This window comes from Nonomuraea sp. NPDC048882, from assembly GCF_040649755.1.
Classification (GTDB): Bacteria; Actinomycetota; Actinomycetes; order Streptosporangiales; family Streptosporangiaceae; genus Nonomuraea; species Nonomuraea maheshkhaliensis.
This window is the reverse complement of sequence record NZ_JBEZGB010000015.1, coordinates 171,440-190,929: the sequence shown is the minus strand read 5'-3', so window position 1 is coordinate 190,929 and position 19,490 is coordinate 171,440. Positions and strand designations below refer to the sequence as shown.

Genomic DNA, 19,490 nt, shown 5'->3' with positions numbered 1-19,490 from the left:
CGATGACCTCCTCCCCCAGGCCGACCGTACTCGTGAACGCCCCCGATCGCGCCGGTGGTGGCGGGACTAGAGCGCGGTTGCTGGCCACGAAGGCTCTCCAGCGCGGCCGCGCTCTTTGACCTGCTCAGCTTTCCAGGTGCTCCACTCGGAGACCTTGTTGAACCACCGGTTCCAGACCACACCCACAGCCTCGGCTGTGATCTCTTCCTGACCGCACACCAGAGCGGTCAGATCACGCACTTCAGGGTCGTACTCGCCCTCGGGAGCCCCATGCCTAATAGGCCCTCGGGGTCACACTGATTGATCAGCACACGGACAGTAGCGGCTACCCGGCCGGCGGATGGCCGGGGTCGGGACGTTGAGCGTCTTGGCGAGCGCGGGCATGAGCCGGAAGCGAGCGGTGTGGTCCTGAACGGCCACCTTGTCCTTGCCGGTCCGGCAGGGTGAGCCGGCTGGGGCGGATGACGAGGCCGAGCAGCGGATTTGGCAACCGGAAGAGAACCGCCGCGGCGGTGTTCACTTCTCCGTGTTGATGAGCATCCGCTGGAGCAGTGCCGTGACCTGTGCCGTCAGTTCGGGAACGCTGGAGCCGCGTCTGGCCGACGCGGCGGCCAGCGGGCCGTCGATCGACAGCACCGCCAGGCCGACGGCCAGCGACCACAGCATGGTCACCAGCGGAGCCGGGTCGCCGGCCGGGGCGGTGCCTTCGCGCTGGGCCGCGATCACTGTGTCGGTGACCAGCTTCATCCCCTCGTGCGCGTGTGTCGCTCCCGTCTGTCCCTTTCCGGTCTCGGACAACTCGGGGCGGTACATGAGCCGGGCGTACGCGGTGTTTTCCCTGGAAAACCTGACGTAGGCCTCGATCATGGCTCCGAGGGCTTCCACCGGGGTGCCGGCGCTGTCGTGAGCCGCCCGCATCTCGGTCGCCAGCTGTTCGAAGCCGCGTGCGGTGATCGTGGTGAGCAGCTCAGCCCGGTCGGCGAAGTGATGGTAGGGGGCCCCAGGACTTACGCCGGCCTCTCTCGCGACGCGGCGAAGGCTGACCGCACCGATGCCCTCACTCTCGATCAGTGCGACGCAGGCCCTGATCAACTCTTCACGGAGGGTCCCGTGATGGTAAGTGCTTCTGGTCTCACTGGCTGGCACCCCTTGAGTCTAGACCGCATCGATCTATACACTGCTTAGAATCCAAGCATCGCTTAGATTGCCTCGGCTTCCACATGAGAAGAGGTTGCGTGACCACCGTCAACCGCGCACGCCCCGCTCAAAAACCCCCGCCGTGCAACGGCTGGACCGTCGCCGCCCGCATCCTGACCGCGATCGCGTCACTGGTGGCCGTCATCCAGCCCGCCCTCGGCATCACGACACCCGTCGTCATGTTCTTCGCGATACCGCTCACCGTCGTCCTGGCGCGTCGTCGCTACGGCTGGCGAATGACGGGCCAGTATTATGCCGTCACCTTCGCCGTCGCGAACATCTTCGAGAACTTGAGCATCTCCACCGGCTTTCCGTTCGGCGACTATTATTATCCCGGCAGCAGCCCGCGGATCGGCAACTTCCCGATCCAGGTCGCATTGGCCTATTGCTCACTTGCGATGGTCTGCTGGCTGACCACGGCCGCGTTGTTCGACAATGCCGACCAGCGCCTGAGCGATCGCAACAACCCGGCCCGCCGCGTCGACATCGTCGCTCTGCCCGCAGTCGCCGCCGCCATGATGACCATGTTCGATCTCGGCACCGATTCGGTCAGTTCCACCATCCAGAAGAATTGGATCTGGGATCACGGCGGCGCTGTCTTCGGCGTGCCTTGGACCAACTACCTCGGATGGTGGTTCGTCACTTACCTCTTCTTCCAGATCTTCGCTCTCATGCTGGCCGGCCGCCGGTCGGTGGATCCCGGCCTCGACAACAGGCGGAGCGAGCCCGTCGCCTTGGCCGTCGCGATCTATTTCCTGCTCGCCGCCACTACGATGACCCTTTTCTTCACCCAGTCCGACAGCACGGTCACCGACGCCGTCGGACACACCTGGGACACTGACGACATCTACGGAACCATGTTCACCTTCAACCTTTTCGGTCCGGTCGTCATCGTCATCATCGCGGTGACACGCATCATCCGTTCCGCTCTCATCGGTGCACCGGAGAGGGCGGAATCCAGAGCGGATTCTTCGCCGCTTTTCAACACACCCTAATTCCCTCATCGAGGAGTATCAGTGCGAAGCAAAAGACGTCAACCATCCCTCATGGAAACTCCCACGGAGAATCAGGCACCGCGGGACGGGGATTCACGTGCTCGTGACCGCCTGAGTGCCGGCGTGGCCGCCGCCGTCGTGGCAACCTTGATATCAAGCCACCTACCGACCGCACATGCCGCGACCGATGACGAAGCGAAAGCGAGTCCTTCGTCGTTCCTGGAAGGCGGGATACCCGTCAGCCGCCCCTCCCCCGTGACGACCTTCCAGCCCCTCACCATGGCCGTCCCCGGGCGGCCGGTCGCCCTTCAGATCAAGATTTCCGCCCCAACCACCGGCAAGAAACTACCCGTCATTCTGCTGTCACACGGACACGGCTCCTCGAACCACCTTTCCTCACTCCACGGCTATGCACCGCTGGCGGACTTCTTCGCCGCGCACGGCTTCGTCGTCATCCAGCCCACCCATCTGGACTCGACGACACTGGGCCTGCGCGACGCGAACGACCCAGAGGCGTCTCTGCACTGGCGGTCCCGGGTCCAGGACATGACTGACATCCTCGACCACCTCGACGACCTCCAAAAGGCCGTGCCGGGCTTGCGCGGGCGCCTGGACAGCAGCCGGATCGCCGTCGTCGGGCACTCCATGGGCGGCACCACCGCAACCATGCTCCTCGGCCAGGGCCTGACCGATCCGGTGGATGGACCACTGAACCTCGCCGACGACCGGATCAAGGCCGGCGTCGCCATGGCACCCGCCGGCAACGGCGCCGACCTCACGCCGCCCGCCAAGGCGCAGTCGCCCGCGATGCGGACGCTGACCTTCGACACCATGACCAAACCCGCCCTGATCGTGTACGGCGACAACGACTTCAACCCTGCCTTCTCCGCGCGCAGAAACTGGCGAGCCGACGCCTACCACCAGAGCCCCGGCCCGAAGAGCCTGCTGACCCTGTTCGGCGCACAGCATTCGCTCGGCGGTGTCGCGGGCTACGACGCGAAGGAAACCACGGACGAGAACCCGCAACGAGTCGCCCAGCTACGGGCGATGTCGTGGGCATATCTGCGCAGCCAGCTCTACCCCGGCGACCCCGCCTGGGCTCGCGCGGTCACCGCCCTCAACCGGACGGCTCAGCCGCTTGGCAAGATCGAGTCCAAGTAATCGGCGGCAAACCGACCGGACAGTCCACCAGCCCCGACCACGCAACCCGTGCATGCGCCGGTGCACGGGCTGCGTGCCGGAGGGGGTCCGGTTCGGACCCGTGCCCGGCAGGCCGGAGCAGGAGCCCGAACACAGCCGCCTAGAGAAACGCCCTCCAGACGGTCACATCCATGTCAGCCCAGCTCACACCCCAGATTCAGACCTCCAGACCGCTGAATTACGCGGAACGCGGGCTTCACCTCGGCGGAGATCGAGGCCGCACGACGGCACCAACCCGCCGACGCGCTGCTCGACCTGGTGGAACGCCCCTGGGAGGGAACCGAATGAGCCTGACCCACGCCGCCGCCAAGGCCGACCTTGCGCATCCCTGGGACGATGTTCACATCCTGCGTCACTACGTGCTGCGCAGTGGCCACGATCTGGCCGACACCAGCCGGTTCGTCGACGAGGCATGGGACCTGCCCCGGGCATCCATCAGACCGATGTCCGCTGGTTGAGGCTGCTGTTCGACAAGGTCCCCGCTCGCTATCGAACCCTGGCCAAGGAGGCCTTCTGTGCGTTCATGGCGATGCCGCTCCCGCCAGGGGAGGAACGACCGTCGCCGATCAGCATGCGAATGCTCTTCGGCGAGCTCCGGCGCTTCTTCGTCTGGCTGGACCAGCGCCCTGCACCGCCTACTCTTGCCGAACTGAACGGTGAGGACGTCTTGGCCTATGCCCGTCATGTCCGCGCCTTGGTGCACAGCGAGTCCAGCGTCACGCGCTTCCAAGCAGGACCGCGCGGTTCAGTACGGCAATGCCACGCTCTCCGCCTCCGCCGATCTTCTGGTAACACGTGGTGGCCACGCAGGCCAGGATGTCGGGGGAGCTCCGGCGTCCGCCGTAGAAGTCCGCCACCCGGCGGTGGCGCGGGGCCTGCGGCGGCGCCGATAGTGGCTTTCACCTCTCCTCATCCGCGGGCACCAAGCCTGAGCGGTAGGCGTGGATCGCGGCTTGGACACGAGTTCGCACACCGACCTTGGACAGGACACGCGACACGTGGATCTTGACCGTGCCTGCGGCGATACGCAGCTCGGCGGCGATTTCGGCATTGGACCGCCCCAGCGCGACCAAGCGGAGGACCTCTGTTTCCCGGAGCGTCAGCTCCGGGCCCTGACCTCGCACTGGTGGGGTGGCAAAGCGGCGCACGAGCCTGCGGGTCACCTGCGGGTCGATCAGGCCCTGACCTCGGTGGGCTGCGCGTATCGCCGCCAGATAGAGGTCGGGGTCGCCGTCCTTGAGCAGGAAGCCCACGGCGCCCGCTTCGAGTGCCCCGAAGAGGTATTCGTCGGTGTCGAACGTGGTCAGCGCGATGATGGGGCGATCCGGCGCCTGAGCTGTCAGCCGCCGGATCGCCGTGATCCCGTCCGTGCCCGGCATGCGCAGGTCGGTGAGGATCACGTCCGGCTGGTGCTCGCGTGCCATGCTGATCAGCTCGTCCCCGTCGCGTGCGGCTCCGAGGAAGGCGATGTCGGGCTCATGGCCGAGCAACTGCCGCAGGCCCTCGCGGGCGAGCTGCTGGTCGTCGGCGATCAGCAGCCGGATCACGGGACCACCCGCCGGGCCGGATGACTGTACGCGACGGACATCGTGGAAGGGCCTCGGTCCGCACCGCCGGCGGTCACCGCCGTACCGTGCCCGTCACGCGCCTTCGAAGGAAGCACAGGCAGGCTGACGCGCACCCGCCAGTCGTTCCCGCCGTGCGGGCCGGCGTGGCAGTGCCCCCCGAGCGCCGCCGCACGCTCGCGCATGCCCGCCAGGCCCTGCCCCCCGCGGTGCCCGCCGTTCAGGACACCGTCGTCCGCCGGTCCGCCGCCGGCCGACGGCCGGGGCGGGCCGGGGTCGTCGATGGTGACGACGACTCGGTTGCTCACTGCACGGACCGTGACCGAGGCCAGCGCGGCCATGGAGTGCCGCGCCACGTTGGTCAGTGCCTCCTGCACGATCCGGTAGACGCAGGCCGCTGTCTCGGGGTGAACGGTGCTGTCGAGGCGAGGGTCGACCTCCAGCGCGACGGCCAGTTCCGGCCCGCCACTGCGTTCCGCCAGCGCGGGCAGGTCGGCGAGGCTCCCGCTGTGAGCGTGGTCCTCGCCATCCGAGCGCACCAACGTCGCGAGCAGTGCCCGAATCTCGGCCAGCGCCTCGGCCGACAGACCGGCGATCCCGGCCAGCGCCCGGTCGGCCTCGCAGTCGTGACCAGCCAGCGCCCGCCGGGCACCGACCGCCTGTAGCCTGATCGCGCTGAGGTGATGCCCGACGACGTCATGAACCTCCCGGGCGATGCGCGCGGCCTCCTGCGAGCGCGCCCGCTCTTCCTGGGCACGCTGCAGCCGCGCGGCCTGCACGGCGCGGTCGGCCCGCAACCGCAGCGCATACCCGGCGGCGACCGGCGCCGCGCCGGCCGCCGCATAGACGGACACGGCGGCCAGGCCCAGCGCGGACCTGCCCCCGAGTCCTGCCGCCACCGCCCAGACGATCGAGCCGACCAGGAGGACTGCGCGCAGCCGATGGCGGTGATAGGCCGCCGAGGCGACGATCAGGCCCAGGACCCAGATCCCGGCGTCGCGCTCCAGCGCGAGGCCGAGCGCGAGCATCACCATCGCGGACGCGACCACTGCCGTCAGGGGCAGCCGCCTGCGCAGCGCCAGCGGCGCGCAGACGGCCAGAATCGGCGCCGCCCACGCCGCCGCCGCGCCGACATCGGTGATCTCGGCAAGCGGGCCGCGCCGCCATTCGTCCAGCGCCGAGACCGTCAGCGCGATGGTCGCCACGGCGCAGGCGAGCAGGGCGTCGCGGCCCATGAGCGGCATACGCCGCCAGGCGCCGGTCGGAAGGGGGCGGAAAGCCGCTGGTCGTCTCACGCGATCAGTATCACGCCGGCCAGGCGGGGCACGTGGTGCCGGGTGCGGGCACCTCGCCGTCGATCAGGTACCGGTTCACGTGGCCGATCACGCAAGGGTCTCCGGCGTTGAGGTACCGGCCGTGACCGACGCCGTCGTACTTGACCGTGACCGAGCCGGGGACCTGGTCGGTGATGGCGCGAACGGAGGGGTACTCATAGACCGGGCCGACACCGAGCAGCGGCGGAAGCTCGCGGGCCGGCAGCGACGCCGGCGGGTTAGCGGCCTTGGCCGCCCACGGCGAGCAGGCGAGCCAGGCGTTCTCCCGCATGCCGGAGAAGTTCGGCGACACCTTGACCGAGCGTCGCACCGCCGCACGGTAGGCGTGGTAGCCGTCGTAGCGGAACCCGTCGGCGCAGTTCACCGCGAGCATGGCGGTCACCCGCGACGGCAGGCCGCGACCCTGGGGGTCGAAACCGGCCGCGTCACCCTTGGCGGCGCTCGCGATGGCCTTGGCCAGCACGGGCCAATCCGTTGTGCTGTCCACCAGGCCGTAGGCCAGGAACTTCAGGTCGTCGCCGTCGTAGCGGCGCTCACCGGCGGCCGGGGCGCCAGACAGGGGCCGGCGCTCGGCACGCCGCACGACGGCCTGCCAGGTCTTCTCCACGTTCGCGCCGCGCAGCACGCAGTCGGAGGAGCCGGAGCACCAGCGGACGAACCGCTGGAACCCGGCCTCCAGGCCCTCATATTGCAGCCGCTCCGACTTCTCGAACGGGTCCACGTGATCGGGCACGCTGTCCACCGCCATCGCGCGCAGCCGCTGCGGGAACAGCCGCGCGTAGGAGGCCCCGAGCACACCGCCGTAGGAGTTGCCGAGGAAGGCGATCTTCTTCTCTTCCAGGGCGGCGCGGATGGCGTCCATGTCGCGGGCCTGGGTGGCGGAGTCCAGGTGGGCGAACAGTTCGGGCACGGCGTCCCGGCAGGCCACGATCCCGGCAGTGTTCGCCTTGAGGGCCTGGTCGTACTCGCGCCGGCTGTCCGGAGTGGCGAAGGCGGGACCGGCCGCGCATGAGGCCAGCGGGATATGTTCACCGCTCACCCCGCCCCGCGGGTTCCAGGTGACAACGTCCATCCGGGTACGCAGAGCAGCGAAGTGGGGTAGCGCCCGGGACAACTCCTGCACCCCGGCGCCACCAGGACCTCCGGGGCTGAACAGGACGGTGCCCGCGGCCGCCGCACCGGTCGCCGGCGCCCTGCCCACGGTGAGGGCGATCGTTTTACCGCCGGGTTTCGACCAGTCGATGGGCACGCGCAACGTGGCGCACTGCAGCTCGGCCGAGATCTTCCCCTCGCAGGCGGACCAGGTCAGGGGCGGCGCCGGCGTTCCGCTGGATGAGGCGGAGGCTGCTGATGCGTACGCTCCCATCGTCATCACCAGGGGCAGGGCAAGCAAAACCGATCGTGGCCAGGTCATCGAATCCTCCAACAGGATGGTGCGGCGAGCGCCCGCAGACGACCTCACAGATTAGGCACGCCGATCTCCCGCCACATCTGCCACAAGGCATACCGACGACCCGCCACGCACGCTGCGGGCGTGCAGATCCGGGTGCTGTACTATCCGGCCGAAATTCCCGCTTGGTGTCCGGCTGCTGTTCTCGGAAGTGCTGAGCTGGCTGTTCGCCGCGCTCTGGGCCTCGTTCTCGGAAGTCCCCGTGGCGAGAGCTTCCGGGAACACGGCCTTCTCGGAAGCTGCTGGGATGCGTCGATGGTCGGCAACGGAAATTCCCGGCCGGATATGACTACGACCCGCTGACAGCGCGGTCCATGGTGCTGCCGTGGTGTCGCGCCCCCTGGGGCTCTCGTCAGGGTCGGGCTGGTACTGCCGCTCGCGCCGGCCGCCGGGCTGGTCGCGGGTTATCTGTGGCGCCGCGTACGGGGGCGTGCTGCCGACGCTCGGCCGCCGTACCGTGCTTCTATACGGCTGATCATCGTGGGCGCCGGGTGACGTTCAGCCAGGGAAGCGCACGGTGATGGACAGGCCGCTTCCGGGGCGGGCCTCAGCAGTGGGGGTGGCGATGGTCGCGTACCGCAGGAAGGCTGGATCGCGGAGGCCACTTCGGGGTCGTAGAGCTCGGCGAGTCTGACCCGCAGCGCTCCGCAGACCTCCTGGGCGTCCTCCGGGGGCGAGGGCGCCGAGCAGGCGCCGAAAGGCGTCGTTAGAGCTGGTGAGCTCCAGACGCCCGGCCGATGACCATACTCGGTGCCAACCGCTGTTCCTGGCTTCCAGCCTCAATCCCGTATCTGACCAAGGGCGACGGTGAGTGGCTGGATGGGGTGCTGTGGCGCAGCCGAGCCGAGGCCGAGCACGCCGCGCGGGAGGTCAACTCGGTGCCAGAGTGTGCGACGTGGTCTCGTTCACATTGCAGAGTCGGGCGGAGTCGGCATGTGGAGGTCATCTCCGCCTGGAGGGCCGATGGGTGGCCCGACTGAACGTGGCACCGTGACTGGGCCGACTGCCGTCCAGGATCCTGCCCCCGCCCGTGCCGAGCCCGTAACCCGTGCGCCGCCATCCCACTGGCCCCAACCCTCACCCGGCCCTGCCGGGCGAGGACGGGGCCCTCACCTTTCTCTCAAGGACCTCAGTTCACGGGGTCAGCCCCAGCTCCCGCAATTGGGTGGGCCGCAGCGGTCGCCAGCCGCTGGTGTCGAGCTTGGCCAGTTTCGCCTCCACGTGGACTTTGCTGAACGACCGCGGTGTAAACATCGTCCCGACCTGGAGCTTCACGTCGCGAACATGCTGCGACGTCAGCTCACAAGTTGTGTCCGATCCGTTGAGAAGTCCCCTGGGACATGTCCGCGGAGGCGAGGTGGTCGTGCAGGGCGGCGTGGCGGAACTGATAGACCGGGCCAACGGCACGCAGTAGTCCTAGGCGGTGGGCGTCGTCGAGGAAGTTCCTGAATCGCCAGGGAAGCCGGCGTTGGAGGGCTAGCCGGGCCACCGTGATGGTGCAGACCAGCCACGCATGATGGTTGCCCATAAGGATCCCGGCCGCGAGCCCGATCGTGGGCCCGAACGCGAGCCCAAAGAGCCCGATCATGAGCCCAACCGTGCGCACCACCGCGAACTCGGCATCTAGCCCGCCAAACGTGAGCACGAACCCGAGCCCGAGCCCGAACCCGAACCCGACGAGCCCGAATGTGAGCCCGGTCGCGAGCCCGGTCGCGAGCCCGGTCGCGAGCCCGGTCGCGAGCCCGATCGTTGACCGGATGTGGGGTGTAGTGCGAGCGATGTGCCACCAGGTGATGTCGCGGGTGGCGGCCGGGGGGAAGGCGCGGGCCAGGTAGGTCAGGTGGCGGCGGGTGGCATCGGGGTCAAGCCGGTGGCGGGGCCGGAAGTGGTCGGCGGGGCCGGTGCTGGGTGGCCGGGCGGCGATGACGGCGGGAATGACGTGGTCGAGTAGGTGGGCCCGTAGCGCGTCGGCGTCGGCGCCGAGCGGGCCGGTCAGGGGGGCAGGGTCGGCGCCGGGGGTGACGTAGACGGTGCGAATCAGCCACAGGCCCAGCGGGGTGGCGGCCAGTTGGGTCAGGCCGGGGACGGTGCGGGAGCGTAGTGCGGTCAGGGTCTGCCTCCAGACGTCGGTCGGGGATGCGGGGAGGCAGGCGGTCAGGTAGTCGGCAGCGGCTTGTGGGGGGACGGGTTGGGGGACAATGACCGCGGCGGCGGTGAGCGGGCGACCAGTGTCGTGGATGGCGGTGGCGAACTCGGTGCGGCGGCTGGTCAGGATGAGCTGGTCGCGGGCGGTCAGCGAGGCGTTGAGCGCGGCGATCACCTGGGCGCGGGCGGGTGCGGGGATTTCGTCCATGCCGTCCAGGACAGCCAAGATGTGGCCGCCGTCAGCCAGTGCGGCCGCAGCCCCGTCAACACCTTCGCCGCCCGCCGCCTGGAAGCCTGGCTCGCCCGCCGCGGCACCCACCGCGGCCCGCTGTTCCCCCGCCTGACCCGCGGCGGCGCCGTACGCACCACCCCGGACGGCCGTCCCTGGCAGATGAACCTCCAGGCTGTACGCGACATCCTTGCCAAACGCACCGAACAGGCCGCCACCACCCCCGTACGACCCCACGACCGGCGCCGCACGTTCATCTCCAACCTCCTGCCGCAAGCAGACGCGATCATGACCGCCCGCCTGGCCGGCCACGCCAGCCCCAGCACCACCCTCCGCTACGACGTACGGCCTGACGAAGAAGCACGCGACGCCGTGGAACGCCTCCGCGTCCCCACCGCCGCGCCCCTCCTGCCCGGCCCACTCGCTGAGCGGCCCGCTGCCACCGCACCGTGACGACCGGCCCCAGCCTCGGCCCGCCGGCGATCCGGGTCGCATCGAGAGGCGAGGGTATCGACCGGGGTGGTGATCGCTGCCGCAGTAGGGGCGACAGCTCCAGTGGCGGGGCCGGACTTTCACCGATCGGCCTCGGGCGGTCAGCGCGCCACGATATGCGGACCGGGCGAGTCGGGGTGCGGCGGCACCGGCTACGCGCCGCGCGGCACCCGGGACAGGGCCGGGCGAGCATGGCTCAGCCTAGCCGAGCTGGACACGGCCCTCAGCGAGTTCGTCCGCCAGACCTACCACCGCACGCCACACAGCGAGACCGGCCTGCCACCGCAGGAGCACTGGGAGGCCGCCCGCGGGCCGGTACTCACCACCGACCGGCGGGCCCGGGTGGACCTGCCACCGGCCGATGTCGGTGCGGGCAGCGGGAAGGCGCGGCTGTCTTATCGTCGGGCGGCCGAGCTGTTCGAGAGCGCCACCGGCGGCTGGACACTGCATCAATTCCGGCACTCGGCCCTGACCCACGCGGCCGAGGACGGCGCCAAGACCTCCACCCTGCTGGCCTACTCCGGGCATACCTCAGTCGTCTCGCCGGCCCGCTATGCCCAGGTCTCCGGAGAAGCACTCGCGCGCTGGCAGGCCAGACACGATCCCGCCGCCCGCAGGCACTGAGGAACGCGCACTCTCAGCTGTCGATTCGCCGGATGGAAAGGATGGCCCTGAGCGTGAGCGAATGGCTGGGTGCGAAGGGGCTTCCCAGAGCGTCGGCGCGCGGCGCTGCTTCGGCGCTACGCTTGGCCGGCCGGCGAAGGTCTTGTGGTGACTGCTCTGGTGGCAGCCCGCGCGGTGAAGCTGTCCCGATCCTCGCCATCAGCGGGGGCCACGACCTGGAGCAGGATCTTCAACAGGTCCTGCGGCGCGTCCCGCATGAGGTTGTGCCCGCTGTCCAGCGCGTACGTCCGCCACGAGGGGTCTTCGCGCAACCGCTGGTAGACGGGGGTGAACGGGGAATGGCCGTCCCATCCTGCGGCGTACACGTAGTCCCTGCGGCGGATGTGCGCGAGGTCGCCGGTGAGCTGGAGTGGCTGGAGCAGCGAGGCCAGTGGGTGGGGCGTGGCCCGTGGGTCGAAGAAGGGCAGCGGCCGTACCGCGTAGCCGGTCTCCACCACGTCCATGTACCACTGGCGCTCCTGGTCGGAGACGAGGGTCCAGGTGGAGTCGCCGGGCTCCGGCACCATGGCGTCCAGGTAGACCAGGGCATTCACTCGTTCGGGTGCGCGGTCGGCGGCGCCGGTGATCACCATGCCCCCGTAGCTGTGGCCGACCAGCACCACATCCTGAATGTTCTCAGCGGCTAGCACACTGGTCACGTCCTGGATGTGCGTGTCGAGGTTCACTCCGCCGTGCAGCAGATGGCTGCGCTCGCTGAGCCCGGTCAGCGTCAGCGGGTAGACGGCGTGCCCCCGCACGCGAAGCTCGCCGGTGAGCTCCTCGAAGCACCAGCCGCCGTGGCACATCCCTGGGATGAGCACGAAGTTCCCCATGATCTTTCTCGCTTTCTCTTGTCGGATTGGTGTCTGGTGGCTCGTGAGGCGCTGCCCGGGAGAACGTCGACCGCATGCGCGGTGTGTGTCGGTCGCCGGTGTGAGACGCACGTCTCAGTTGTGTGCCGCGCCGGGTACGCCGGGGCGTGTGCGGCCTCCGGCGATGGCGATCGCGGAGGCCGCGGAGCACAGGATCGCGGTCCACGCCAGGGTGGCCTCGGTGGAGGTGTGATCGGCGACCATGCCGGCGATCCACGGCCCGGCGGTCTGCCCAGCCGCGAACACTGTGGTGAAGGCCGCCAGCGTGGCGGTCCAGTCGGCGGACGGGACGTTGCCCTTGATGAGGGCGGTGATGGCGGCGGGAACGCCCATGAATGTCGCCCCGTAGATGATCGCGGAGGCGAGGATGACCGGTGGCGTGGGTGCTGCCAGCGCCAGCGCCGCTCCGCCGGCCAGGATCGCGAGCAGGGTGGCCAATGCCCGGGTGGCGGCCCATTCGGCGGTGGGGCGGCTCCACAGCGCGGGCGCCGCAACGACGGCCAGGCCCAGCGCCGTCCAGGTGAGCACCACCTGCCCGAGCGAGGCGTGCTGGTCGGCGAGGTAGGCGGACAGGAAAGTGATGTAGGTGATGTACCCGGCGGCGAACAGCAGGTAGGCCAGGGCGGCCCCCCACAGCGGGCGCACGCGGACCCGGCCGGCCGCGGCGGCATGCGCGTCCTCACCCGTGCTCGCCGCACTCCAGCTCGCCACGGTCGTCAGCGCGGCGGCGACGGCCAGGCCGACCCAGGCCAGGCGCCAGTGCTCCCCCAACACGGGGACGCTCACACCGCTGACAACGATGCCCAGTCCAGTGCCGGCGAAGTACACCGTGATGGGCGAGCTGGAGGCCGCGCGGGCGGCGACGCGCGAGGCGATCACGCCGCCGGCGACGAACACCACCGCCCCCGCCGCTCCCGCCGCGGCCCGCGCGGCCAGCAGCGCTGGGTAGGCGTCGCTCGCTGTGGTGGCAGCCAGCGACACGGCCGTGAGTGTCATCCCGATGCGGAAGGCGGCGGCGGTGCCCCAGCGGCGCACGATCGCGGCGGTCACCAGCGCGCCGAGGAGGTAGCCGAGGCCGTTGGCGGTGCTCATCGCCCCCGCTTCAGCCAGGGTCCAGCGCAGGTCCTCGCGCATGGCCGGCAAAAGCAGGCCGTACGCGAAGCGCGCCAGCCCGAGCGCCGAGGCGGTGCCGAGAGCCAACCGCAGCGCCTGCCACGGCGCCTGCCTCACGGGCACCGTTCCAGGAAGCCCAGGAGCGTACGTGTCATGGTCACGCGATGGTCCGACAATGCGTGGTCTGTCGGGAAGAGGTGGTGTTCGAGGTGTTCGACGGGCTGCGCCTGATAGGCCGTGACGACTGGTTCGTGATGCACGTCGTACGGCGTGACGGTGTCAAGGCCGGTGCCGATCAGGAGTACGGGGCGGTCCGCCAGCAGCGGTGCGAGTCCGGCCAGCCGCCATGAGTCGCCCATCGCCTCCATCTCGCCGACGAGGGCTTCCCCGCTGGTGCCCCGCAGGGGACCGAGTTCGCCGGTGAACGCCTCGACATAGCTCGCCCGGACATTCGGGTCGGTACGGCAGAGCGCCGCTGCCGTACCGAAGTCGAACGCGGCCACCGAGGCGACGGCGGTGACGGACGGTTCGGCGGCTGCGGTCATCAGCGCGGCGAAGCCGCCCAGGCTATGACCGATCAACACCAGCCGCTGCGGATCCAGCCGGTGAGCGGCGGCGTGGTCGCGCAGTCCGGCCACGACCGCTGCCGTGTCCTCCAGCACGTGCCCCCACGACCACGAGCCGCCGACGCCCCACGAACCGCGATAGTGGAACACCAAGGACGCGTAGCCCGCACGGCGCAGCACCTGCGCGAGATCGAAGTTGCGTTCGTTGCCGGGGAATCCGTGCAGGAGCACGACGACAGGGTGCGGCCCTCGGCCTGCCGGCACGTGCAGCACACCGAGCAGGGACGCGCCCCCGCTGTCGAACCTCAGCGCCGGCGTGGTGGCCGGAAAGTCAGGATCGCGCGGCGGGTCGGCAGCAAGCGGGTCAAACACAAGAGACTCCCGAGATCGAACCGATCGGTACGATCTGAGACATTACATCGGATCGGACCGATCGGTACCATCTACCTCATGCCAGTCACCAAAGGCTCGACGATCGACCCCGCACGCACTCGCGCCACCATCCTTGAAGCGGCCACCGCGGTGCTGTACGAACGCGGCCTCGACGGCATCGGCGTCGCCGAGCTGTGCACCCGCATCGGGGTGTCCAAGGAGACGCTCTACCGGCACTTCGGCACCAAGGACGGCCTCGTGGAGGCCATGCTGCAAGCGCGCAGCGAGCGGGTCACGAGCTGGCTGGCCGAAGCCGCCGCAGCCGCCGGGGACGCCCCCGGCGAGCAGCTCGCCGCGGTGTTCGACGCCCTCCAGCGGTGGTACGACGACCCGGTCTTCCGTGGCTGCGCAATACTGAACGCGGCCGCCCAGCACCACGTGGACGCCGTTCGCACTATCACCGCGCGCCATCTGGGCCACTACCTTGATCTCCTGACCGGCATCGCCAGCCGTGCCGGAGCTGTCGATCCGCCCGTCCTGGGACGACAACTGCTCATGCTGGTCGAGGGGGCGACCGTCGTCGCCGCGCATCACGACCCAGCCGGCGCCGGCGAGGCCGCCCGCCAGGCCGCGCTCACCCTGCTGTCCGCCGCCGCTCGCCCCAGCGTCCAGGACGCCTGTTCCTAAGCCGATGATCTTGACCTTGGTGATCAGGTAGAACGTGCGCTGAGTAAGGTGGGCTGGCCGGGGCCTTGAGCCCTGATGTTCAGGCTGACGGGCTTGGTGTGACTCGCGGGCTGAGATGGCCACCGCACGCTGGTATCAACTCACTCGGACTGTCTCCACCCGTGCGGGACACGGAGGGTAAGCACTGCCTTCCTCGTCGGCACCTTGCGCGCATACTGGCCGTTACCTGAGCCCATAGATCAGAAATGTGTCCTTAGCCTCCTGAGCCGGGATCAATAATCCGGTCGTGCCGCCGCAGGGGGCGACGCTGCTAGCCCAGCCGTCCCTGATGAGCGCCCACATCTCGCCATAATCGGCCGCGGCGACGTCCTCCACCAGGTCGAGGTCGCCGAACGAATCCGCTTGCGCACTCTCCGCCACGAGGCACCATCCCACCGGCTGAGGACGGCCCCCGCGACTTCGGCTGAGGACACGGTACGGAAAGCGCGGCCCACCACGTGGGCCGGCCGCGAGGCCGCCCGGGCATCAAGTCGGCACCTGCCGGTCACCGGCAGGCCGGCGCAGGCCGGTCAGCCGGTTTGGGGTGAACCGGGGCGGCCACCCGGATCGAAGGCGACGCCGGCCGTCACCGTGTTGGATCGCCGCCGCCGATAGCTTCTCGCCTTGGCCTTGTTTCCGCAGGTGGCCATGTTGCACCAGCGGCCGGTCTTGTTTCTGGCGTGATCGTAGAACGCCCATTGGCAGGCACGGTTGCCACAGATCTTGAGGCGTTCCCAGGCAGGGGTTCCCGCGTACCCGGCGACGGCGGCGACGATGCGGCCCAGCGCGCGAGGCGCCCCGGAGCGGGTCGCGACCAACGTGACGGTCGCATCCGGTGAGATCTCGACCTGCAGCGGGGCGGCCGACTGGGCGGCCGCGTTGAAGGACTGCGCGGCGCGGGAGGCGCGGCCGGGCTCGGAGCGCTCGCTCAGCAGGGAGCGGAGCGCCTCACGCAGCTCGCGGGCCCGCAGGACGTCGTCATGACCCACCGTCTCGTCCGGGCCGAGAAGTTCGTGTTCGCGCAGCCACCTCGCGAGAGAGCCGGCCTCGTCGAACTCGTCGAGGCCGGCTTCCAGATCTCGCGTATTGAGAAAGAGCCGGAGCGTCTCCAAGCCTTCCGGAGCCACGTCGGGCTTACCCCTCTGCTCGTTCGTCATTATGGACACCCGATCTACGCCGTCACCATTCTCACTACTTGACAGGTTACTCCGAATGGGGGGAAGCTCAAGGAGACGGGATGTGGTTCCCCCATGAAGCTCAGCCCCACGAAGCTCAGCCCCACCGGCATCAGAGCCGAAGAGCGCAAGGCGCGGCGCAATCAGAGCCGCCCCGGCGGCCGTATCGATCCTTGAAGCACGTGGCCTGAGGCGGCGCGAGGCGCCTGCTCACCACGCCGGACGGCGCACCCGGGCGGAGGATCGCGATGACCGCCCCGGTCCTGCCCCGGCGTACCGCGACCGGAGTGCTTCTCATCCTCGGCTCCGCCGTGTCCTTCGGCGCCATGGCGATCTTCGCGAGGATCGCCTATGACAGCGGCGCCGACGTTCACGGTGTGCTGCTCATCCGCTTCAGCGTCGCCGCGATCGCCCTCACCGCGCTGATGGCGATCACATCGACCCCATGGCCGCGCGGGCGGGACCTGCGCCTCCTAGTGCTGATGGGCGCCGTCGGCTACGTCGGGCAGTCATTGACCTACTTCACCGCGTTGACGCGGATACCAGCAGGCCTGGTAGCGGTCCTCTTCTACACCTACCCGGTGCTGGTGGCCATCTGCGGCGCCGTCCTGGCCCGCCGCGTGCCTGCCTTGCTCACGCTCGCGGCCACCGGCATGGCGACTCTGGGCGTCGCGCTGGTCGCCGGCCCGACGCTGGAGGGCGATCTTCTCGGCATCGCACTCGCGGTCGCCGCGGCGGTCATCTACACGGGCTACATCCTGGCGGGCAGCCACCTGTCGGGCGCGGCCGGCCCGCTCGCCTCGACCACCACCGTCTGCCTGGCCGCGACCGGGGTCTACGCCGGCGCGTGCCTGGCCCACGCTCCGTCCTTCCCCGGCAACCTCGCCGGTTGGTCGGCGGCCGTGGCGACCGCCGTCGTCTCCACACTCATCGCCATCATCGCCTTCTTCGCCGGTCTTCGGCTGCTGGGCGCCGCCCCTTCGGCGGCAATCTCCAGCGCCGAGCCGGTCGTCACCAGCGTGCTGGCGTTCCTGGTCTTCGCGGAAGACCTGTCGCCGCTGCAGATCATCGGTGCCGCGCTCGTCTGCGCCTCCGTCATCGGGGCGGCCGCCAGCAGCGGGCGACGCGCCACACCCGCGGCACCCCCCGGCCCCTGTCGCCGAGGACCCGCCCCAGCACACCGGCGTGTGACGCCACAACGCCGGCGACATCCCCAGGGAGAAACATGAACCGAAATCGTGAACGTGCCGCGCCCGCGAACCACCGCGTCGCCATCGCCGGAACCGGTGCCTGCCTGCCTGCCGGCGACCGTCGTGTCCAACGCCGAGCTCTCGGATCGCATGCACGTCGCCCCCGAGTGGATCGAGGAGCGTACCGGAATCCGTGAACGGCGCGTCGCCACCGACAGCGAAGCGACATGGGCATTCGCTGACTACGCCAACCCGTTGATGATCGACTGGAACTGGTCGTTCCTCTGGATCGATCTGCTGGCCAGCACCACCGGGCTGACCAGCCTGTGGCTCCTGCGCCGCGGCAGGGTGAGCGGTCCGCCGCCGATGCTGGTCTCGCTGGTGCTGACCATGGCCTCCGGGCTGATGGCGATCGCGTTCTGGACGTTGCGGAGAGACTTCTCACTCACCTGGTGGATACCGAACCTCTACCTCATGCTCTTCCCCGTTCCCGGGATCATCTGTCTGACGAGTCAACCCGTTGGGAGCCGCGCATGATCTTCAACAGGCTCCTGACGAAAGATCTGGCAGACAAGACCGGGGACTGCGACATGATCAGCATGGCGCGGCTTGTCGACGGTGGTCCGGGGTGGGTCGGCCGGCTCAAGGGTTGGGGTCGGGCATCAGGGTGACCTGGTGTTCGGCCAGTTCGGTGATGAGGGCGGATCGGCGCCGACGTCGTCACCCTCACCGGCGCCGCCCATGGGTGGATGTTCGGGGCTTCCGGCCAGGCGGCCGACGCGCTCGTGTCCTTCTGGGCGAAAAACGCGCCCCGTTGACCTCTTGCGCGTCAGTCCGGCAGCCAGTGCAACTCGCGCGCCAGAGTTTTGGCGACGGAACGGATGCGGCGGTGAAGCGGCGACGGCTCGCGTGGGAGGACCAGATGGATCGTCAGGCTGGGCGCGCCACGCAGCGGTCGCCAGGTGAGACCGGCCGGTTGTGTCGTGACCGCGGCTTCTCCGGCCGGGGCGAGGGTGACCCCGTCGCGCAGGTCGCGCTGAGACATGTCGAAGGAGACCGCGGGCGTACGGAATCGAGGGTGTGGCCGGGTGTCTCGGAACAGTGCGGACAGCTGATCGTGGATCACGGGGTTGGCCGCACGGTCCGGGAGTCGCAGCGGGTACGCGGCCGCGTCGGCGATCTCGATCTCCGGGTGTTCGGCCAGTGGATGGTGCTGCGCCAGCTGGACCCCGACGCGCATACGCCGCAGCAGGAACCGGCGCACGCCACGGCCCGGCTGTTCACCGCGGGTGACCCCGGCATCGATGCGGCCGTCGGCGACCGCGGGGGAGATCTCCGGTGTCGCCATCGGAACCGCGCTCACCTCGAGTCCGCTGTTGCCGCGAGTCAGCCTGTCGACCAGAGCCGGTACGGTCTCGGCCCCGGCGCTGAGGCTGTGTCCGATGCGCAGCGTGCCCAGTTCGCCGGCCGCCGCGCTCCGGGCGGTGTCCCATGCCCGGTCCAGCGCCGCCAGTGCGGGCGGCGCGGACTCCGCCAGAGCCGCACCGGCCGTGGTCAGTACGACGCTACGCGTGTTGCGGACCAGCAGGGCCGTACCGAGTTCCGCCTCCAACCGGCGCATCCGGGCGCTGAGTGCGGGCTGTGCGATCCCGATCCGTGCGGCCGCGCGGGTGAAGTTCAGCTCTTGCGCCAGCACCAGGAAGTACCGCAGGCTCACCGTGTCCGGCGCCACGTGCCCTCCCTGCCGATTGATAACGATCCGTTCTGAGTCTAGCCCGAACCGGTCTTTCCCTCGGCCGCACATCAAGCCCTAACCTGCGCATATGACGACTCGACCGGCCGCAGTACCGGTCGCCGGGATCGATCGATCTGAGCGTCCATTCGAAGCCGGACGTGTCCGGCCCGACACAGGAGGTTTCCATGGCCAAGGGCTACTGGGTCAGTGTCTACCCCGCCAATTCCGACCCTGAGAGGCTGACCGCCTACGACAAGCTCGCCGGTCCGGCTGTCCAGGCCGGGGGCGGGCGCACCCTGTCTCTCCTCCCGTCCCGTGGCGGTCGGGTCGTCGCCCACGAGGCCGGAAGCACGCAACGCGTCGTTCTGATCGAGTTCGACAGCTTTGACCAGGCCGTCGCGGCATACGAGAGCGAGGCGTAACAGAAGGCGCTGGTGGCCCTCCCCGACGGCGTCCAGCGTGACTTCCGCA

22 protein-coding genes and 1 pseudogene are annotated in these 19,490 nt (G+C 69.5%); 9 read left to right on the top strand and 14 right to left on the bottom strand.

Features of this window, described 5'->3' with window-relative positions:
• Positions 1 to 66: 66 nt before the first annotated feature.
• Both AB0C27_RS42145 and AB0C27_RS42140 read right to left on the bottom strand, forming a co-directional pair.
• Positions 67 to 240: a hypothetical protein gene (locus AB0C27_RS42145; RefSeq protein WP_357856924.1), complete on the bottom strand. Its 174-nt coding sequence runs from the start codon at positions 238 to 240 to the stop codon at positions 67 to 69.
• 276 nt (positions 241 to 516) lie between these two features.
• Positions 517 to 1,092: a TetR/AcrR family transcriptional regulator gene (locus AB0C27_RS42140; protein WP_357856921.1), complete on the bottom strand. Its 576-nt coding sequence runs from the start codon at positions 1,090 to 1,092 to the stop codon at positions 517 to 519.
• A 143-nt stretch (positions 1,093 to 1,235) separates the two neighbouring features.
• Here AB0C27_RS42140 and AB0C27_RS42135 point away from each other — a divergent pair, with 143 nt between their 5' ends.
• The 3 genes from AB0C27_RS42135 (at position 1,236) to AB0C27_RS42125 (ending at position 3,850) form a co-directional block, all read left to right on the top strand.
• Complete coding sequence (locus tag AB0C27_RS42135; RefSeq protein ID WP_357856918.1) at positions 1,236 to 2,192, top strand: carotenoid biosynthesis protein; 957 nt, start codon at positions 1,236 to 1,238, stop codon at positions 2,190 to 2,192.
• A gap of 123 nt (positions 2,193 to 2,315) precedes the next feature.
• The gene (locus AB0C27_RS42130; protein WP_357856916.1) at positions 2,316 to 3,353 is read left to right on the top strand and encodes an alpha/beta fold hydrolase; all 1,038 of its coding nucleotides are present in this window, start codon (positions 2,316 to 2,318) and stop codon (positions 3,351 to 3,353) included.
• Positions 3,354 to 3,676: 323 nt separating this feature from the next.
• Entirely contained in the window at positions 3,677 to 3,850 is a 174-nt protein-coding gene (locus tag AB0C27_RS42125) for a hypothetical protein (RefSeq protein ID WP_357856913.1), read from the top strand.
• Between the two features lie 441 nt (positions 3,851 to 4,291).
• Here AB0C27_RS42125 and AB0C27_RS42120 read toward each other — a convergent pair whose 3' ends face one another.
• From AB0C27_RS42120 to AB0C27_RS42095, 6 genes and pseudogenes are all read right to left on the bottom strand, one after another.
• A complete protein-coding gene (locus tag AB0C27_RS42120) occupies positions 4,292 to 4,939 on the bottom strand; it encodes a response regulator transcription factor (protein ID WP_357856910.1) in 648 nt (215 codons plus the stop codon).
• A complete protein-coding gene (locus AB0C27_RS42115; protein WP_357856907.1) occupies positions 4,936 to 6,252 on the bottom strand; it encodes a histidine kinase in 1,317 nt (438 codons plus the stop codon). The genes AB0C27_RS42120 and AB0C27_RS42115 overlap by 4 nt, the downstream gene beginning before the upstream one ends.
• Positions 6,253 to 6,262: 10 nt before the next feature.
• Positions 6,263 to 7,657, bottom strand: a complete 1,395-nt coding sequence (locus AB0C27_RS42110; RefSeq protein ID WP_357856904.1) for an alpha/beta fold hydrolase — start codon at positions 7,655 to 7,657, stop codon at positions 6,263 to 6,265.
• Positions 7,658 to 8,328: 671 nt separating this feature from the next.
• A pseudogene (locus AB0C27_RS42105) lies at positions 8,329 to 8,412 on the bottom strand (triose-phosphate isomerase); the annotation flags it as partial.
• Positions 8,413 to 8,875: 463 nt separating this feature from the next.
• Entirely contained in the window at positions 8,876 to 9,016 is a 141-nt protein-coding gene (locus AB0C27_RS42100) for a hypothetical protein (RefSeq protein WP_357856901.1), read from the bottom strand.
• Between the two features lie 25 nt (positions 9,017 to 9,041).
• Complete coding sequence (locus tag AB0C27_RS42095) at positions 9,042 to 10,094, bottom strand: hypothetical protein (protein WP_357856898.1); 1,053 nt, start codon at positions 10,092 to 10,094, stop codon at positions 9,042 to 9,044.
• Positions 10,095 to 10,115: 21 nt separating this feature from the next.
• On the opposite strand from AB0C27_RS42095, the gene AB0C27_RS42090 reads away from it, so the two are divergent.
• Both AB0C27_RS42090 and AB0C27_RS42085 read left to right on the top strand, forming a co-directional pair.
• Positions 10,116 to 10,568 (top strand): site-specific integrase, encoded by a 453-nt coding sequence (locus AB0C27_RS42090; RefSeq protein WP_357856895.1) that lies wholly within the window; start codon positions 10,116 to 10,118, stop codon positions 10,566 to 10,568.
• Positions 10,569 to 10,670: 102 nt separating this feature from the next.
• The gene (locus tag AB0C27_RS42085; RefSeq protein WP_357856892.1) at positions 10,671 to 11,231 is read left to right on the top strand and encodes a hypothetical protein; all 561 of its coding nucleotides are present in this window, start codon (positions 10,671 to 10,673) and stop codon (positions 11,229 to 11,231) included.
• A 116-nt stretch (positions 11,232 to 11,347) separates the two neighbouring features.
• On the opposite strand, the gene AB0C27_RS42080 is transcribed toward AB0C27_RS42085, so the two are convergent.
• From AB0C27_RS42080 to AB0C27_RS42070, 3 genes are all read right to left on the bottom strand, one after another.
• Positions 11,348 to 12,103 carry an alpha/beta fold hydrolase gene (locus AB0C27_RS42080; RefSeq protein WP_357856889.1) on the bottom strand — a complete coding sequence of 252 codons (756 nt, stop codon included), beginning with the start codon at positions 12,101 to 12,103 and terminating at the stop codon, positions 11,348 to 11,350.
• A 114-nt stretch (positions 12,104 to 12,217) separates the two neighbouring features.
• Positions 12,218 to 13,372, bottom strand: a complete 1,155-nt coding sequence (locus AB0C27_RS42075; protein ID WP_357856885.1) for a YbfB/YjiJ family MFS transporter — start codon at positions 13,370 to 13,372, stop codon at positions 12,218 to 12,220.
• Positions 13,369 to 14,193 carry an alpha/beta fold hydrolase gene (locus AB0C27_RS42070; protein ID WP_357856883.1) on the bottom strand — a complete coding sequence of 275 codons (825 nt, stop codon included), beginning with the start codon at positions 14,191 to 14,193 and terminating at the stop codon, positions 13,369 to 13,371. Before AB0C27_RS42070 ends, AB0C27_RS42075 begins: the two co-directional genes overlap by 4 nt.
• Before the next feature lie 78 nt (positions 14,194 to 14,271).
• Here AB0C27_RS42070 and AB0C27_RS42065 point away from each other — a divergent pair, with 78 nt between their 5' ends.
• Entirely contained in the window at positions 14,272 to 14,880 is a 609-nt protein-coding gene (locus tag AB0C27_RS42065) for a TetR/AcrR family transcriptional regulator (RefSeq protein ID WP_357856880.1), read from the top strand.
• A 222-nt stretch (positions 14,881 to 15,102) separates the two neighbouring features.
• Here AB0C27_RS42065 and AB0C27_RS42060 read toward each other — a convergent pair whose 3' ends face one another.
• Together AB0C27_RS42060 and AB0C27_RS42055 are read right to left on the bottom strand one after the other, a co-directional pair.
• Positions 15,103 to 15,300, bottom strand: a complete 198-nt coding sequence (locus AB0C27_RS42060) for a hypothetical protein (RefSeq protein ID WP_357856877.1) — start codon at positions 15,298 to 15,300, stop codon at positions 15,103 to 15,105.
• Positions 15,301 to 15,449: 149 nt separating this feature from the next.
• On the bottom strand, positions 15,450 to 16,076 hold the full coding sequence (locus tag AB0C27_RS42055) for a CGNR zinc finger domain-containing protein (RefSeq protein WP_357856874.1): 627 nt from the start codon (positions 16,074 to 16,076) through the stop codon (positions 15,450 to 15,452).
• Positions 16,077 to 16,342: 266 nt separating this feature from the next.
• Between AB0C27_RS42055 and AB0C27_RS42050 the strand changes: the two genes are divergently transcribed.
• A complete protein-coding gene (locus tag AB0C27_RS42050) occupies positions 16,343 to 17,323 on the top strand; it encodes a DMT family transporter (protein WP_357856871.1) in 981 nt (326 codons plus the stop codon).
• A gap of 9 nt (positions 17,324 to 17,332) precedes the next feature.
• Positions 17,333 to 17,821, top strand: coding sequence for a DUF5360 family protein (locus AB0C27_RS42045; RefSeq protein ID WP_357856868.1), 489 nt, complete (start codon positions 17,333 to 17,335; stop codon positions 17,819 to 17,821).
• A 292-nt stretch (positions 17,822 to 18,113) separates the two neighbouring features.
• Here the strand turns inward: AB0C27_RS42045 and AB0C27_RS42040 are convergent, their stop codons facing one another.
• Positions 18,114 to 19,016 carry a LysR family transcriptional regulator gene (locus AB0C27_RS42040; RefSeq protein WP_357856865.1) on the bottom strand — a complete coding sequence of 301 codons (903 nt, stop codon included), beginning with the start codon at positions 19,014 to 19,016 and terminating at the stop codon, positions 18,114 to 18,116.
• 188 nt (positions 19,017 to 19,204) lie between these two features.
• Between AB0C27_RS42040 and AB0C27_RS42035 the strand changes: the two genes are divergently transcribed.
• A complete protein-coding gene (locus AB0C27_RS42035) occupies positions 19,205 to 19,441 on the top strand; it encodes a DUF1330 domain-containing protein (protein ID WP_357856862.1) in 237 nt (78 codons plus the stop codon).
• Positions 19,442 to 19,490: the final 49 nt, after the last annotated feature.